Consider the following 15,586-nt stretch of genomic DNA (forward strand, 5'->3'; position numbering starts at 1 on the left):
TAAGTGCTTCTTTTTAAAGATTTTTAGTTTGACTTTTTAGTTTTAGAACCAGATGATTTTGCTTTTTGGTCTTCAAGTGCAACTTGTTCTCGTAACTCCAACTCCGCATCAGTAGCGGACAAGTCTATTTCTTTATCTGAAGTAGTTGCCGATTCTAAAATGGAATCCTTGTTGAATTTTGCGTATTCTAATTTTCCGGTCAATACCTTTTTTATTCCTTTCAAATAATCCTCATTTTGTTTAATAGCCTTAGACAAAGAATCTGATTTTAAAGCAAGTTCTATGGCTTCTCTTTTTAATTTTGAGGATGAATAGCCTGGTATAAACTCTCTCAAAGGAGTAAATGCAATTATAAAAGTAGTAACAATTATAATAAGTATTGCCCCTACACTCGCTACTACAAAAACATTCATCAAGGTAAGTTTCAAGGAAAAAGTTTCTTCAAAAGTATCCTCGTTTAAGATAATTAAACGCCTCTTATTGAATAAATTTTCCTTTATTAATTTACGTTTTAGTCTTTTCTTGGACATAGAATTTGTTTATCAAACAAATATAACAATAATTGTTATTGCTTGTATTTACTAGTTTTTACAAGCCGTTAAAATAAAAATACCACATTTAGTAAATTTTTAATGATGATTGAATCAAAAAAACTCAGCAAAAAAAAATTAGGTTGCATATTTCTATTTACCTTTGTAACTTATATTTAAATATTAGAGATATGAATTTTTTAAACATAACTTTAGGTTTCATGCCGGGTGGTTCAGAGTGGATTTTAATCATTGCTGTTGTTTTACTTCTTTTTGGTGGTAAAAAAATACCGGAATTAATGAAAGGTCTTGGTGGTGGGATCAAGGAATTTAAGAATGCTGCAAAAGAAGACAGCCAGACTTTAAGTAAAAAAGACGAAAGTACTCCTAAAGAGTAACTCATTTAAACTTATTAAAAAAGCCCAAACAGCAAGTAAAATTTGTTGTTTGGGCTTTTTTTTGTGTTAAAATATTTTTTTATTAATGGGATAAAAAATGTTTTTTATAAAATTTTTTAAAAAATAAGTTTTATATCATAAAATTTATTTTAATTTTGTTAAAAATATTTTTAACTTTATTAAAATGAAATTACCAATTGTTTGTCCAAGTTGCGAAAATGCACTTCGTGTTAGTCAAATGAAATGCGATCAATGTGAAACCGAAGTAAACGGAAATTATGATTTGCCACTTTACTTAAAATTGACCAGAGATGAACAAGATTTTGTTTTAGAATTTTTTTTATCCAGCGGTAGTATAAAAGAAATGGCAAAGCAAGCCGGAAACTCCTATCCTACCATGCGCAATAAAATGGACGATTTGATTGAAAAAATTAAAAACTTAAAATCTTAGTTATGAATTGGCAAAGTATTTTTAATCCTTTTTCTAGATATTCAGAGAAACAATTGTTCGTTGTTGGTTTCGTCTTTTTAATTGTAAATTGTTTTGTTTGTTTTTTTACTAAAACACAAATGGATAGTATTTTTCATTTTTCTGAAAATAAAAATCTAACTATTGAATTTGCCTTTATATTCGTTGGTATCAGTATACTATCTGCTATACTATTTCTATTTTTATTTGCGCTAATACTTAATAAGAAAACCAGATTTATTGACATTGTAAACACCGTATTAATTTCTCAAATGCTTAATTGTATTGTCCTACTTTGTATAAAATTTAGCGGAATGGACGCATTGGCTAAAAACTTAAAAACAAATTCAGGAATTGGGGGAACTGTTGATTTAATTCAATTTACTTTTTCTGTTTTAATAGTTCTTGGTATTTCGATGTACGGTTTTGTTTTAATTTATAATGGTTTTAAAACAGCTACAAATTTTAAGAAATGGTATCATATTATTTTATTCGTAGTTCTATTATTCATTTTTATATTGTTTCACCAGGTTTATATCCAAAATTTATTGGTGATATAAACTAAAAAATCAAAATTCTTTTCCTTTCAAAATTTACTTTGACAAAAACCAAAATTTGTCAAGGTTAGAAAACTATTGTCTACTAATTTAATTAACTAATCATTATGAAAACTAAAATTTTAAGCATTTTACTATTAAGCATTCAGTTTATTTTTGCACAAGAAATAACTGGTTCTTGGCAAGGTGAACTAGACGTTCAAGGAATGAAATTGCCACTGGTTTTTCACATTAAAAAAGAAGGTGAAAAACTTATTTCAACTCTTGACAGTCCAAAACAAGGGGCCACAAATATTTCAGTTAATACAACCAGCTACACTGCTGATCAATTAACACTTGAGCTTTCTGCATTGGGAATCTCCTACTCCGGAAAAGTAACAAATGAAAGCATTAACGGTACTTTTAAGCAAGGTGGAATGGAATTACCATTAATACTTTCTAAAATTAAAGGTGATGGGCTTGCGCCAAAATTGAACAGACCACAAACTCCAAAAGCACCCTTTACATATAAAACAGAGGAAGTAACTTTTATCAATTCTTCAGACAAAAATACTTTAGCTGGCACACTATCTGAACCGAACAATTTCAATAAAAAAGAGCCCATTTTGATTATGATTACGGGTTCAGGAAAACAAAATCGTGATGAAGAGCTTTTTGGCCACAAACCCTTTGCAGTAATCGCTGATGATTTTGCTAAAAAAGGTATTGCCACTCTCCGACTAGACGATCGCGGAATTGGTGGCTCATCAAAAGGGAGTAATGAAGATACTTCATTAAATTTTGCAACAGATATCAATGCAGCAGTACAATTTTTAAAAGCAAAAGGTTTTGAAAACATTGGTTTAATTGGTCATAGCGAAGGCGGCATGATTGCTCCCATTGTGGCCAGTACAAACAAAGACGTTAAATTTTTAGTGTTGATGGCTGGGCCAGGTCAACCTATAAACGAACTTTTGGTACAACAAATTTACTTGGGTGGAAAACTAGCGGGAATAAGTGAAGAAGAGCTTCAAAATAGCAATAAAATCAACCGAATCAAGTTTGATTTTATTAAAAATTACAAAGGCACCTCTTTTGATGCCGACTTTGACAAATTTATTAAAACCACAGGAGAAGCAGTAGCAGAAGATGAAAAAAAACAGATGAAAAATGCTTGGTTCAGATATTTTATCGCTTTTAATCCAGACGAATACGTTTCTAAGGTAAAGATTCCTGTTTTAGCAATCAACGGAAGTTTAGATTTTCAAGTACCTGCAAAAGAAAATTTGGAAGCCATAAAAAAATCATTGACCAAGGCTAAAAACAAAAATTTCGAAACCTACGAATTTCAGGGCATGAATCATCTTTTTCAGGAATGTAAAACGGGTTCTTTTGCTGAATATGCCGACATTGAGCAAACCATTTCACCAAAAGTTCTTGATAAAATGAGCTCTTGGATAATCGCTAGAAAATAAAAACTGTCTGCTTACAAATTTAGAAATCCCAAAATTCAATATCTTTCATTGAATTTTGGGATTTTTTTATTTTACAAAACCATCGTCAACTGAATTCGCTTTCTATCTTCATCTACTTCGGTTACTTTTACAGTAACATGCTGGTGTAACTTCACCACTTCGTTTACGTCGCTTACAAAGCCTGCTTTGAGTTGAGAAATGTGTACCAAACCACTTTCTTTAATCCCTAAGTCTACAAAACAACCAAAATTGGTAATGTTATTGACAATTCCGTTCAAAATCATTCCAGTCCTAACGTCTTTAATGGTTTTTACATTCGGATCAAATTCAAAAACCTTTGCAGCTTTTCTAGGGTCTAAACCGGGTTTTTCTAATTCTTTAATAATGTCTTTTAAAGTCAATAAACCTATCTCAGCCGTAACATAATTTTCTGGTTTAATTAAGGCTGTTTTCTCTTTGTTAGCAATCAAATCGGTTACTTTCAACTTTAAATCTTTGGCCATTTTTTCCACAATTGAATAAGCTTCGGGGTGAACGGCTGAGTTATCCAATGGATTTTTCCCGTCTTTAATTCGAATAAAAGCAGCCCCTTGCTGGAAGGCTTTTTCGCCCAAACGAGGTACTTTTTTGAGTTGTTTTCGATCCTCAAAAGGACCATTTTCTGAACGGTAATTCACAATATTTTCGGCTAACTTCTCTCCTATTCCACTCACATAGCTCAACAAATGTTTACTCGCCGTATTGATGTTGACACCCACAGAGTTTACACATCGAACCACCGTTGTATCCAGTTCTTCTTTCAATTTACTTTGATCCACATCGTGCTGGTATTGGCCTACGCCAATGGCTTTTGGGTCAATTTTTACCAACTCGGCCAAAGGATCACTCAATCGGCGACCGATAGAAACCGAACCTCGCACGGTTACATCATAATTTGGGAATTCCTCACGAGCAATTTTTGATGCCGAATATACTGAGGCACCCGCCTCTGAAACGATGAAAACCTGAACCGCTCTATCAAAAGCAATTTTTTTGATAAAGAATTCGGTTTCTCGAGATGCCGTTCCGTTTCCAATGGAAATTGCGTCAATATTGTAGGCATTTACCATCGATTTTATCTTTTTCATGGCCATAGCAGTTTCGTTTTGTGGCGCATGCGGATAAATGGTTTCATTGTAAATCAAATCGCCTTTTTCGTCTAAGCAAACTACTTTGCAACCTGAACGAAATCCTGGGTCAATAGCTAAAATTCTTTTTTCACCCAACGGTGGCGCAAGCAATAACTGCCCTAAATTAGTAGCAAAAACCTGAATAGAATTGGCATCAGCCTTGGCTTTCGCTTCCTGCAAAGCTTCGTTTGAAATAGCAGGGTTTAGCAATCGTTTGTAGCTGTCTTCAATGGCTAATTGTACGTGTGGCGTGGCTGGACTGTCTCCTTTTAAAACCAATTCGTCAATAATATCATAGGCTTCGTCCAAATCGACTTCGACTTTAAATTTGATAAAACCTTCGTTTTCGGCACGAAGCATTGCTAATAATCTATGTGAAGGTGCTTTTGTCAACGGTTCAGACCAATCAAAATATTGATTGAATTTTTGAGCGCCTTCTTCGTCTTTTTTGGTTTTTACTACTTTGGTTGTAATGGTTGCTTTGCGCTCGTATAAACGACGCAATTGTTTACGAACAAAAATATTTTCGTTAATCCATTCTGCAATAATATCTCTTGCACCCTGCAAAGCAGCATCTTCATTCTTCACATTATCGTTCAAATATTTCGTTGCTAGGAACTCAACATCATCTTTATTTTGAGCCATGATGATTTTCGCTAAAGGTTCTAAACCATTTTCTCGAGCCACATCAGCTTTGGTTTTTTTCTTCTTTTTGAAAGGCAAATACAAATCTTCTAATTCTTGTAAATCAAAACTTTGTTGTATTTTTTTGTCTAATTCAGATGTTAATCCGTTTTGCTCTTCAATTGATTTTACGATCCCTTCTTTGCGTTTTACAATCGCTTCGTATTCTTTTTGAAGCTTGGCAATGTGTTCAATTTGTACTTCATCTAGATTTCCAGTAGTATCTTTTCGATAACGGGAAATAAACGGAATCGTACAATCTTCTTGTAAAAGTTGAACTGTTTTTTGAATGTTTATGGCCTCTGTAGCAACCTGTTTTTTAATGAAATCTATATTTGTCATTGTCTCTATTTTCTAAAGGCTAAAATAATATCTTTGACTTTAATTTAAATCAAATGACTGCTTTATTCTGTTTCTTTTTTATGATTAACCTAATCGCTTTTGTGAGTATAGGTTACGATAAATTTTTAGCTAAAAATCAAAAAAGAAGAATCTCAGAACTAACTCTTTTGAGTTTTGTATTTCTAGGGGGAACATTTGGTTCCGGAATTGCAATGCTACTTTTTAGACATAAAACAGCCAAAAAAAGCTATTTATGGAAGTTTTGGTTACTTGCTACTTTACAAATTGCACTGCTCTATCTATGTTTTAACTTTGGAATTTTAAGTGATAAAACATTAATTTAGTCAATAGAAAATAAAAAAAGCCCAGTGAAAAACTGAGCTTGATGTAATTATAAAGCTGCGAAGCAGCCAAAATTTTATGGACAGGCTATTTTATTGACACGATTTTGGTGTCTGCCACCTTCAAAATCAGTAGTAATAAAAGCTTCAACCATTTCTAATACTTGTGGAATTGAAGTGAAACGAGCAGGAATACTAATAATATTAGCATCATTATGTTGGCGCGCTAAAACTGCAATTTCTTTAGTCCAACACAAAGCTGCACGAACTTGAGCATGTTTATTAACAGTCATTGCAATTCCGTTTCCGCTTCCGCAAATTACAATTCCTAAATCAGCTTTACCTTCTGTAACATCAGTAGCTACTGGATGTCCAAAATCAGGATAATCAACACTATCAACTGAATCAGTTCCGTAATTGGTTATTTGATGTCCTTTTGCGATAAGCATTTCAACAATTGCCTTTTTGTAATCTGGTCCGGCGTGATCGTTTCCTATTGAAATTTTCATTTTGTATGTTTTAAGTTGTGTGTTGCAAATTTAGAGAAACTATTCAACTATTAAGGAGTAAATACCGCTAAGTTTGTTGCCTAAAATTGATTGTTATAAACACTATTTTCAGGCCATTTTTATAATATTATTTAAAGACTTAGTAATGAAATATTTAGCAGTTATTAACAATTTTAATAAGTGTATAAATACTTGTAAATCAGTGTAAAAAGTAATATTAAAATGTTAAAATTTTGCATTGTTAATACCAAAATGCAAATGCTTGATATTCAGATAACTTTAAATTAACATAAAATGTTCATAACTTGAGATAGAAAATAAGAACTATTTTTTGGTTAAATGAAAAAAATAACTAATCCAAAACTGACTTATTAATTCCTAATTTAGTTTGATGAATTTTTAGAAAAGTTATCAATACTCAAAAGTACTTTATTAACTAATTTTAAAAAATTACTTATTTACAAATTCAATTCATTTGTAATTATCAACCGTTGTTAATTAAAAATAGAAACTATTTTAAAATCAATAGATTAATATAATATAAGTATGTTGATAAGTCTAAATAACATCTTAAAACTGATTTTCAATATCATTTTTAAAAAATTTATTGCCATTATTAACACACTATAATAACAACCAAGAAGGATTTAAAATTTAATTTTTCTTTTTGTTTATTTAAATATATGTTCACAACTTTGAAAAAAGAAAATTCAAAAATTTTTAAAATTGATCTCAAACGATTTTCAAATTGTTGTTCAAGTGATCCAAAAGAGCTTGCACTTTTTCAAAATCGTTTTGATGAATTTTGAGTTTGATTCCGCCGTAGGCAAAACTGCTAAACGGATCGACTGCTACGAGATTTTCGTTTTCGAAAAAAAAAGCAATTGCTTCTTGCTCTAATAAATGTTTGATGACCACAATTTCGTGAGCATAATTGAAAATGGCAATCGTTTTAAATGCTTCCATTGGTATAGTTTTTATAAAGATACAACTATTACGTAAAGTTATATTTTATTTAAATCTAGCGCTATTTTAGTGATAACACTTTAGTATTTCGTAATTTTAGACTTTTAAGAACAAGATTTATGAGTAAAAGATTAAGAAAGCCGATAAAGAAAGGGAAAGATTTCACGGATAAAATATTAAAAATACTATCTCAAAGTGCTAATAAAGCATTCAATTATAAACAAATAGGAGCCAAGCTAGAACTTGATGATACAGAGAGTAGAAATCAAATTATAAAAGATTTAAAAATTTTAGCCTCGCAAAACAAGATTATTGAGTCGGAACCAGGTAAATTTTTGGTAAAAGCTGCTAGTCAAGATTATTACGAAGGTAAAATTGACATGACTGGTCGTAAAACAGCCTTTTTTGTTTGTCCAGATCTTGAGGATGATGTTTTTATTCCTACCGCAAACTTGAATCATGCTTTAGATAAAGATATCGTAAAAGTATATGTGTACAACCGCAGAAAAGGAAAACGTCCTGAAGGTGAAGTTATTGAAGTCATAGAACGACACAAAACAGATTTTGTAGGCGTAATTGATATCCAAGCTAATTTTGCTTTTGTCTCTACTGCTAATCCAAAAATGTATACTGATATTTTTATTCCAAAGGATAAAATAGGAGAGGCGGAGCAAGGTGATGTAGTTTTGGTGCATATTGAAGATTGGCCAAAACGTGCTGATAGTCCGTTTGGGACTGTTGTAAAAGTTTTAGGTAAACCAGGCGAACATGATACGGAGATTCACGCGATTTTGGCTGAATACGGTTTGCCATCAGAGTTTCCTATTGAAGTTGAAACTTATGCACAAAAAATAGATACTTCGATTACGGAAGAAGAAATTGCCAATCGTCGTGATATGCGTGATACATTGACCTTTACCATAGATCCAAAAGATGCTAAAGATTTTGATGATGCACTATCATTCAAACAATTAGAAAATGGTAATTACGAAATTGGAATTCACATTGCTGATGTATCGTATTATTTAGAAGAAGGAACCATCCTTGACGATGAAGCTTATCAACGTGCTACATCGGTTTATTTAGTGGATAGAGTAGTACCTATGTTGCCTGAGGTGTTGTCAAACTTTGCGTGTTCCTTGCGTCCGCATGAAGAGAAATATACTTTTTCGGCCATATTTGAAATTACTGATAAAGCGCAAGTTGTAAACCAGTGGTTTGGTCGAACCGTAATTTACTCGGATCAACGTTTTGCTTATGAAGAAGCGCAACACATCATAGAAACGAAACAAGATGTTATTCCCGTTGAAATTTCGATCACTGGAGCATCTTATCAAGTTCCTGCAGAAATTGTTGCAGCAACGCTTAAAATGGACGAAATAGCTAAGATTTTTAGAAAAAAGAGAATGGCTGATGGTGCCATCTCTTTTGACAAAGTCGAAGTAAAATTCAACTTAGACGATGCGGGTGAACCACAAGGAGTTTACTTTAAAGTTTCAAAAGATGCCAATCATTTGATTGAAGAGTTTATGCTTTTGGCAAATAAAAAAGTAGCAGAATACATTGGTAAACAAAAGAAAACCTTTATTTATAGAATCCATGATGAGCCTAATGAAGACAAATTAATAGCCATGCAAACCGTAATTGCTAAGTTTGGTTACAAAATTGATTTCAGAAACAAAGGCGATATTTCGAAATCTTTGAATCAATTAATGGCGGATGTTAATGGTAAAAAAGAGCAAAATTTAATTGATACACTGGCTATTAGAAGTATGAGTAAAGCCAAATATTCTACTGATAACATTGGTCATTACGGACTTGCTTTTGATTATTATTCTCATTTTACATCGCCAATACGTCGTTATCCAGATGTTATGGTGCACCGTTTGTTACAGTTTTACCTTGATGGAGGAAAATCAGTAGATGAAGAAACGTATGAAACCAAATGTTTACATTCCTCAACTATGGAAGGTTTGGCAACCAATGCGGAACGTGATTCTATCAAATACATGCAAGTAAAATACATGCAAGATCATCAGGATCAAGAGTTTTTGGGTGTGATTTCGGGTGTGACAGAATGGGGAATTTATGTTGAAATTATCGAAAATAAATGCGAAGGAATGGTTCGTATTCGAGACATACGTGATGATTATTACACTTTCGATGAAAAACAATATGCATTAACAGGAGCAACTTCTGGTAAGATATTGCAATTAGGAGATGAAATTTTCGTTAAAGTTAAAAATGCCGATTTAGTTAAAAAACAATTGGATTTTAATTTTTTAAGAAGAGTTAGTGAACCTATTAAGTAAAAAAAAATGAAATCAAAGATTCAAGAATACCAAAAAAGTAATTTTAAAAATTGGACTAAAAAAATAGTGCTACTTGTATTTGTAATTTTAAGTCAAATTACGAATGCTCAAGTATCTAGAAATCTGGGTGATTTTGATGAAGTTAGAGTTTTTGATAAGATTAAAGTGTTATTAATTCCAGCTTCGGAAAACAAGATTGTTATTACAGGTGATCGATCTGAAGAATTAGAGACTGTAAATAAAAACGGAATTTTAAAAATAAGAATGCCGTTCCCAAAATTACTTTCAGGTAATGACATCACTGTAAAATTATATTTTAATAAAATTGAAGAAATTTCAGTTAGTGAAGGTGCTTATGCTTCTAGTGAATATGATTTTAAACAAACTAGCTTAGCAGTAAATGCAACATCTGGTGGCGAAGTTATTTTAGATTTAAACGTAGAAAAAGTAAACGTAAAAGTCAATGCTGGTGGAATTGTTACCTTAACTGGAAAAGCAACAAATCAAGACGTTGTAATTACATCTGGAGGTATTTTAAGTTCCAAAGATTTAATTACCACACAAACCGCCATAAGTGTCTCTGCAGGTGGTGAAGCAGATGTTTATGCTACCACGCTCGTAGATGCAAAAGTTCGTGCTGGAGGTTCTATTTTTATTTATGGTAAACCCAAACAAATTAATAAAGAAGTTTTCATAGGTGGTAAAATTCAAGAAAAGTAGATAATCCTTGGTATATTTACAGGCAACAAATTTTAATTTTGAATGGTAAACGATATTTTAGCGGGTATTCCTTGGGGAATATTTCTTAGTTTTATGATAGGTCCTGTTTTTTTTATACTACTTGAAACCAGTATTATAAAAGGATTCAGAGCCGCTTTAGTTTTTGATTTAGGTGTTGTATTAGGAGATATTTTTTTTATTGCTATTGCGTATTTAGGAAGTTACAGATTGATACAAAGTATTAAAGACCAACCGGCATTATTCATTTTTGGTGGTGTTATTATGTTAGCTTACGGTATTATTTCATTTGTACAATTGAAAAAAGAACAAAAAATAAATACCGATCTTATTGACAAAGAAATTGTCAAAAAAAATTACATAAGTCTATTTGTAAAAGGATTTTTACTCAACTTTATCAACATAGGCGTTCTCGGTTTTTGGGTTGCCATTATTATATCTGTGGGACCAAAACTGGAGATGCAAACGTCTAGAATGATAACTTTTTTTATATCTGTAATATTGAGTTATTTAATCATTGATTGTTTTAAGATATTGTTAGCCAAACAATTAAAAACTAAACTTACACCAGTAAATATTCTTAAAATTAAAAAAGGAATAAGTGTAGTGATGATGGTTTTTGGGATAGTACTAATCACTCAAGGTTGGTTTCCTGAAGAAAAAGAATTGGTTAAAAAAGCATTTGAAAAAATAGAGAATAAGTAATTTTACAAAGGATATAATTATGAAATTTTTATACATTCTTATTATATTCTTTTCTTTTTCATTAAAAATTTTTGCGTGTGAATGCAATGTACCTTCGACTGTAGAGGAATTTACAACTTCTGACTATGTTTTTGAGGGTATAGTAGTATCTAAAAAATATAGTAAAGATTATTTAACTTATAAAATTACCTTTAAAATTCTTAAACATTACAAGAATGGTAACAACCCAAAAAATTTAAGTTTTGTTTTAACTTCTGAATCTAGATATACAAAAAATGTTACCTCCTGTAACTGGGATGTAAATATTAATGAAAAGTGGTTAGTTTATGTGAATAAATCCAGTGATGGTGAACTGTACTTTTCAAAACATTGTTCAAATTCACAACAAATTAATTCTCCTCTTTATTATAGCTATCAACGTTGGTTGGATAATGTTAAGAAGTTAAAATTGGATGATTTTATCTACGATAATGAATTTAGAACCAATTTTTCTGTTTCATATTCACCTGTTGATTCTATTTTTAAGAATGGTCTAAAAAAAGAATATGATGATAAATATATTGGACTTTATCTTTTAATTGATAAAGAAGGTAATCTTAAATCTGCTAATATGCAAAATCAATTGATTCCAATTTATGATTCAATTTATAATCTTAAGAAAGATATTCAGATTGTCCCAACTATACAAATATCAGAATTTGCAAAAGATGCAATTGAGTTAATATTAAATGTAAAAAAATGGGAAATTAGGAGAATTCCAGTTTCTAAAATTCCTATTTCATACATACAATTTATTGGTATTTATTATGAAGCAAATGAAAAAAAGTGGAAGTATGAATTGCGTTGAAATAAATTTTACTTTTATAAAGTAAGTTTTTTTAAATGCTTAATGTTTATATGTTATTTTAGAAATAAGTATGACATAAAAAAAAACTCCAAATTGTATTGATTTTTAATTGTTTACGTCTTGATTTGAACCTTAATTTACCTTACTTTTTCTAAAAATAAATCACAAAAACACTTCCAATTTTCTCTGATGTTTAGTTGTGGATAGTCCAGATTCGAACCATTATTTTACTTTATTTTTTCTAAAAATAAATCACAAAAAAACCCTCAAGTTTCCTTAAAGGTTTTCGAGGCATCTCCCGAAGCTGCGGGATGGATTCGAACCATTATTTTACTTTATTTTTTCTAAAAATAAATCACAAAAAAACCCTCAAGTTTCCTTGAAGGTTTTAGAGGCATCGTCCGGATTCGAACCGGAGTAGGAGCTTTTGCAGAGCCCAGCCTAGCCGCTCGGCCACGACGCCAATATTTAATTGGTTTGCAAATGTACTATAAAATTTCTTAAATGCAAGTTTCAATTTCTAAATAAAACATATAATTCTATTACAAAGTAATTTTCTTTATTAAGAATAACAGAAATTAATTTCTATATTCTTCCATTTCAATAGTAACTGCTTCAACGTCACCACCAATTGGAGGATTTAGTTTTGATACCTGAACTACAATTCTTGATATAGCCGCAATCTCATTAAAAATACGATTTACTATTCTATGCGCCACATGCTCCAGTAAATCTGATCGTATGTCCATTTCTTCCACTACAATGCGGTTTAACAGCACATAATCTACTGTATCTTTTAAATCGTCAGATATACTTGATTTACGTAAATCTGTTTTTACTTCAAGATTAACGAGATAGTCTGATCCTATTTTTCCCTCCTCGATTAAGCAACCGTGATAAGAGAACGTTCTGATATTTTTAAGTTTTATTATTCCCATTTTTGATTGTTAGTTTTATGTATAAAGATACTGCTGAAATCCCAGCTATTAATTGGTTTCGTTGTAAACATTAAACTCAAACCTTAAAGTTTTTTTTATCTTTGCTAAAATAAAACAAAAAGATGTCAACTGAAGAAAAATCACTCCATTTTATAGAACAAATCATTGAAGACAGTTTAACGAACGGTTTTCCTCAAGATAAATTACGTTTCCGTTTTCCACCAGAACCTAATGGTTATTTGCACATTGGCCATGCCAAGTCTATATGCTTGAATTTTGGATTAGGCCTAAAGTACAATGCGCCAGTTAATCTACGTTTTGATGATACTAATCCAGCCAAAGAAGAGCAGGAGTATGTTGATGCGATTAAAGAAGATCTAGAATGGTTGGGCTTTAACTGGGCTGAAGAACGTTACGCATCTGATTACTTTCAGCAATTGTATGATTGGGCTGTAACGATGATTAAAAACGGAAAGGCGTATGTAGACAGTCAGTCTTCTGAAGAAATGGCTGCACAAAAAGGAACGCCAACGCAACCAGGTGTTGATGGACCTTATAGAAATCGTTCTGTTGAAGAAAATTTAACTTTATTTGAAGGCATGAAAAATGGTGATTATCCGGAAGGAAGTCATGTTTTACGTGCCAAAATTGATATGGCTTCTACCAATATGTTAATGCGTGATCCATTGATGTATAGAGTGTTACATCGCCATCATCATAGAACAGGTAATGATTGGAAAATCTATCCAATGTATGATTATGCTCATGGAGAAAGTGATTTTATAGAACAAATTTCACATTCGATTTGTACTCTAGAATTTGTAATGCACCGTGAGTTGTACAAGTGGTTTTTGGATCAAATTTATGACGATACGAAAGTGCGTCCAAATCAATATGAATTTGCTCGTTTGAACCTGAATTATACCGTAATGAGTAAGCGTAAGTTACTTCAATTGGTTCAAGAAAACATTGTAAACGGTTGGGATGATCCTAGAATGCCAACTATCTCTGGTTTACGTAGACGTGGTTATACAGCTAATTCTATTCGTAAATTTTGTGAAATTATCGGAGTTGCAAAGCGTGAAAATATCATCGATTATTCGTTATTAGAATTTTGCTTACGTGAAGATTTAAACAAAACTGCACCACGTGTAATGGCTGTTTTAGACCCAGTTAAATTGGTTATTACCAACTATCCGGAAGGTCAAGAAGAGTGGCTGGATGCTGAGAATAATCAAGAAGATGAAAGTGCTGGTTTCAGAAAAGTACCTTTTTCAAAGACTTTGTTTATTGAAAGAGAAGACTTTTTAGAAGATGCTCCTGCTAAATTTTTTAGATTAAGTATTGGTCGTGAAGTACGTTTAAAAAATGCCTATATCATTAAAGGTGAATCCGTTGTAAAAGATGATTCAGGAGAAATAATTGAAATTCATGCTACCTATGATGCAGATAGTAAGAGTGGAAGTGGAAGTGAAGCTAGCCAACGTAAAGTTGCGGGCACCTTGCATTGGGTTTCGGTAGCTCATGCTTTGGAAACGGAAGTTCGTTTATATGACAGATTATTTTTAGACCAAGCTCCTGACAGTCATAAAGATAAAAACTTCTTAGATTTTATGAATCCGGATTCACTTCAAGTCGTTAAAGGATATGTAGAGCCCAGTTTAGCTACTGTGAAAGCGGGTGATAAATTTCAATTTCAGCGTTTAGGATATTTTAATGTTGATAAAGACTCTTCTGTTGAGACCATTATTTTCAACAAAACGGTTGGATTAAAAGATGCTTGGGAAGAAAAGGGCAAAAAAGAAGAAAATCTTTTGATGAACACTCAAAAAGATCTGAATAAGTACGTTAAGGAAAAAGATGAAACTGCCGCAGCTGCTCTTTTAACACCAATTATTGAAAACATTAAGAGTGTTGATAACTACAGTTTGTTAGTGCAAACGGTTATCAAAAATATCAAAAATGATAACAATGCTTTGTTGTTTGCTAATTTGATTGTTCAATATTCTGATAAAGTTGAAATTAATTCGTTTGATGCAGATGTGGTTCAAAAATTTTATACCATGTCATTAAAAAGTCAATTGGCTTCCGTTCGAATGGCTGCAATTTTGAATTTGAAAAATGATGCTGATAATTTAGTTTTATTTGAAGCAGTATTATCAGAATTGAAAAATGTAGAAAAAAACGAAAAAGTACTTGCTTTATTAAATTAGAAAAATCACCTTTTAATTATAGATATTTCCAATACTAAAACTCCTTTAATCGGGAGTTTTGTTATTATTAGTAGTATCTATTTTATTTCTTAAAATTATTATTTTTAACTATTAAAATTGACGCTCATATTTTAATTTTAAGCAATTAATTTTATTTAGACATCAATTTATATGTTTTTAAAAATTTCGTTTAATAATGAGTCTTTAATTAGGTTTTGGTGTAAAAATAGTTACTTTTTGTACATATTTGTTCCAATAGGCTGTTGGAATTTTGAAAATGCACTTTTTTTTTGTTTTTCCACGTGAAATTTATTTTTTTGAAAAGTTGAAAAATTTTCGTTCTGATTTTATTAAAAATGAAAGAGTAGGTGAGGAGTTTATTTTTTATTTTAGTTTCAAAAAAATGATGGCACA

15 protein-coding genes and 1 tRNA gene are annotated in these 15,586 nt (G+C 31.4%); 10 read left to right on the forward strand and 6 right to left on the reverse strand.

The features are described 5' to 3' along the window. Positions 1-23: 23 nt before the first annotated feature. Positions 24-530, reverse strand: coding sequence for a peptidase (locus LQ189_RS15175; protein ID WP_230158343.1), 507 nt, complete (start codon positions 528-530; stop codon positions 24-26). A gap of 191 nt (positions 531-721) precedes the next feature. Between LQ189_RS15175 and LQ189_RS15180 the strand changes: the two genes are divergently transcribed. The 4 genes from LQ189_RS15180 to LQ189_RS15195 all read left to right on the forward strand — a co-directional run bounded on the left by LQ189_RS15180 (position 722) and on the right by LQ189_RS15195 (position 3,408). Then, positions 722-928, forward strand: coding sequence for a twin-arginine translocase TatA/TatE family subunit (locus tag LQ189_RS15180; RefSeq protein WP_305070129.1), 207 nt, complete (start codon positions 722-724; stop codon positions 926-928). A 184-nt stretch (positions 929-1,112) separates the two neighbouring features. Further along, positions 1,113-1,379, forward strand: coding sequence for a DUF2089 family protein (locus tag LQ189_RS15185; RefSeq protein WP_078210777.1), 267 nt, complete (start codon positions 1,113-1,115; stop codon positions 1,377-1,379). Positions 1,380-1,711: 332 nt separating this feature from the next. Then, on the forward strand, positions 1,712-1,957 hold the full coding sequence (locus LQ189_RS15190; RefSeq protein WP_230158345.1) for a hypothetical protein: 246 nt from the start codon (positions 1,712-1,714) through the stop codon (positions 1,955-1,957). Positions 1,958-2,061: 104 nt separating this feature from the next. Further along, on the forward strand, positions 2,062-3,408 hold the full coding sequence (locus LQ189_RS15195; RefSeq protein ID WP_230158347.1) for a S9 family peptidase: 1,347 nt from the start codon (positions 2,062-2,064) through the stop codon (positions 3,406-3,408). Between the two features lie 71 nt (positions 3,409-3,479). Here LQ189_RS15195 and LQ189_RS15200 read toward each other — a convergent pair whose 3' ends face one another. Further along, the gene (locus tag LQ189_RS15200) at positions 3,480-5,603 is read right to left on the reverse strand and encodes a Tex family protein (protein ID WP_230158348.1); all 2,124 of its coding nucleotides are present in this window, start codon (positions 5,601-5,603) and stop codon (positions 3,480-3,482) included. Between the two features lie 53 nt (positions 5,604-5,656). On the opposite strand from LQ189_RS15200, the gene LQ189_RS15205 reads away from it, so the two are divergent. Continuing rightward, positions 5,657-5,947, forward strand: coding sequence for a DUF1294 domain-containing protein (locus LQ189_RS15205; protein WP_230158349.1), 291 nt, complete (start codon positions 5,657-5,659; stop codon positions 5,945-5,947). A gap of 74 nt (positions 5,948-6,021) precedes the next feature. Here LQ189_RS15205 and rpiB read toward each other — a convergent pair whose 3' ends face one another. After that, a complete protein-coding gene (gene rpiB, locus LQ189_RS15210; RefSeq protein ID WP_086455338.1) occupies positions 6,022-6,453 on the reverse strand; it encodes a ribose 5-phosphate isomerase B in 432 nt (143 codons plus the stop codon). 732 nt (positions 6,454-7,185) lie between these two features. Then, positions 7,186-7,419, reverse strand: a complete 234-nt coding sequence (locus LQ189_RS15215; protein WP_230158350.1) for a DUF2007 domain-containing protein — start codon at positions 7,417-7,419, stop codon at positions 7,186-7,188. Between the two features lie 119 nt (positions 7,420-7,538). Here LQ189_RS15215 and rnr point away from each other — a divergent pair, with 119 nt between their 5' ends. From rnr to LQ189_RS15235, 4 genes are read left to right on the forward strand one after another with little or no spacing between them, the layout of a single operon-like run. Beyond that, the gene (rnr, locus tag LQ189_RS15220; RefSeq protein WP_230158351.1) at positions 7,539-9,731 is read left to right on the forward strand and encodes a ribonuclease R; all 2,193 of its coding nucleotides are present in this window, start codon (positions 7,539-7,541) and stop codon (positions 9,729-9,731) included. Positions 9,732-9,737: 6 nt separating this feature from the next. Next, a complete protein-coding gene (locus LQ189_RS15225) occupies positions 9,738-10,451 on the forward strand; it encodes a head GIN domain-containing protein (RefSeq protein ID WP_230158352.1) in 714 nt (237 codons plus the stop codon). Positions 10,452-10,493: 42 nt separating this feature from the next. Continuing rightward, positions 10,494-11,174: a LysE family translocator gene (locus LQ189_RS15230; RefSeq protein WP_182651981.1), complete on the forward strand. Its 681-nt coding sequence runs from the start codon at positions 10,494-10,496 to the stop codon at positions 11,172-11,174. 19 nt (positions 11,175-11,193) lie between these two features. Further along, positions 11,194-12,021 carry a hypothetical protein gene (locus LQ189_RS15235; RefSeq protein WP_230158353.1) on the forward strand — a complete coding sequence of 276 codons (828 nt, stop codon included), beginning with the start codon at positions 11,194-11,196 and terminating at the stop codon, positions 12,019-12,021. A gap of 392 nt (positions 12,022-12,413) precedes the next feature. On the opposite strand, the gene LQ189_RS15240 is transcribed toward LQ189_RS15235, so the two are convergent. Both LQ189_RS15240 and folB read right to left on the reverse strand, forming a co-directional pair. Further along, positions 12,414-12,484, reverse strand: a tRNA-Cys gene (locus LQ189_RS15240). Between the two features lie 115 nt (positions 12,485-12,599). After that, on the reverse strand, positions 12,600-12,959 hold the full coding sequence (gene folB, locus LQ189_RS15245; protein WP_086455422.1) for a dihydroneopterin aldolase: 360 nt from the start codon (positions 12,957-12,959) through the stop codon (positions 12,600-12,602). A 122-nt stretch (positions 12,960-13,081) separates the two neighbouring features. Between folB and LQ189_RS15250 the strand changes: the two genes are divergently transcribed. Next, positions 13,082-15,172 carry a glutamine--tRNA ligase/YqeY domain fusion protein gene (locus tag LQ189_RS15250; RefSeq protein WP_230158355.1) on the forward strand — a complete coding sequence of 697 codons (2,091 nt, stop codon included), beginning with the start codon at positions 13,082-13,084 and terminating at the stop codon, positions 15,170-15,172. Positions 15,173-15,586 lie beyond the last annotated feature (414 nt).

This window comes from Flavobacterium sp. CECT 9288, assembly GCF_918731615.1.
Classification (GTDB): Bacteria; Bacteroidota; Bacteroidia; order Flavobacteriales; family Flavobacteriaceae; genus Flavobacterium.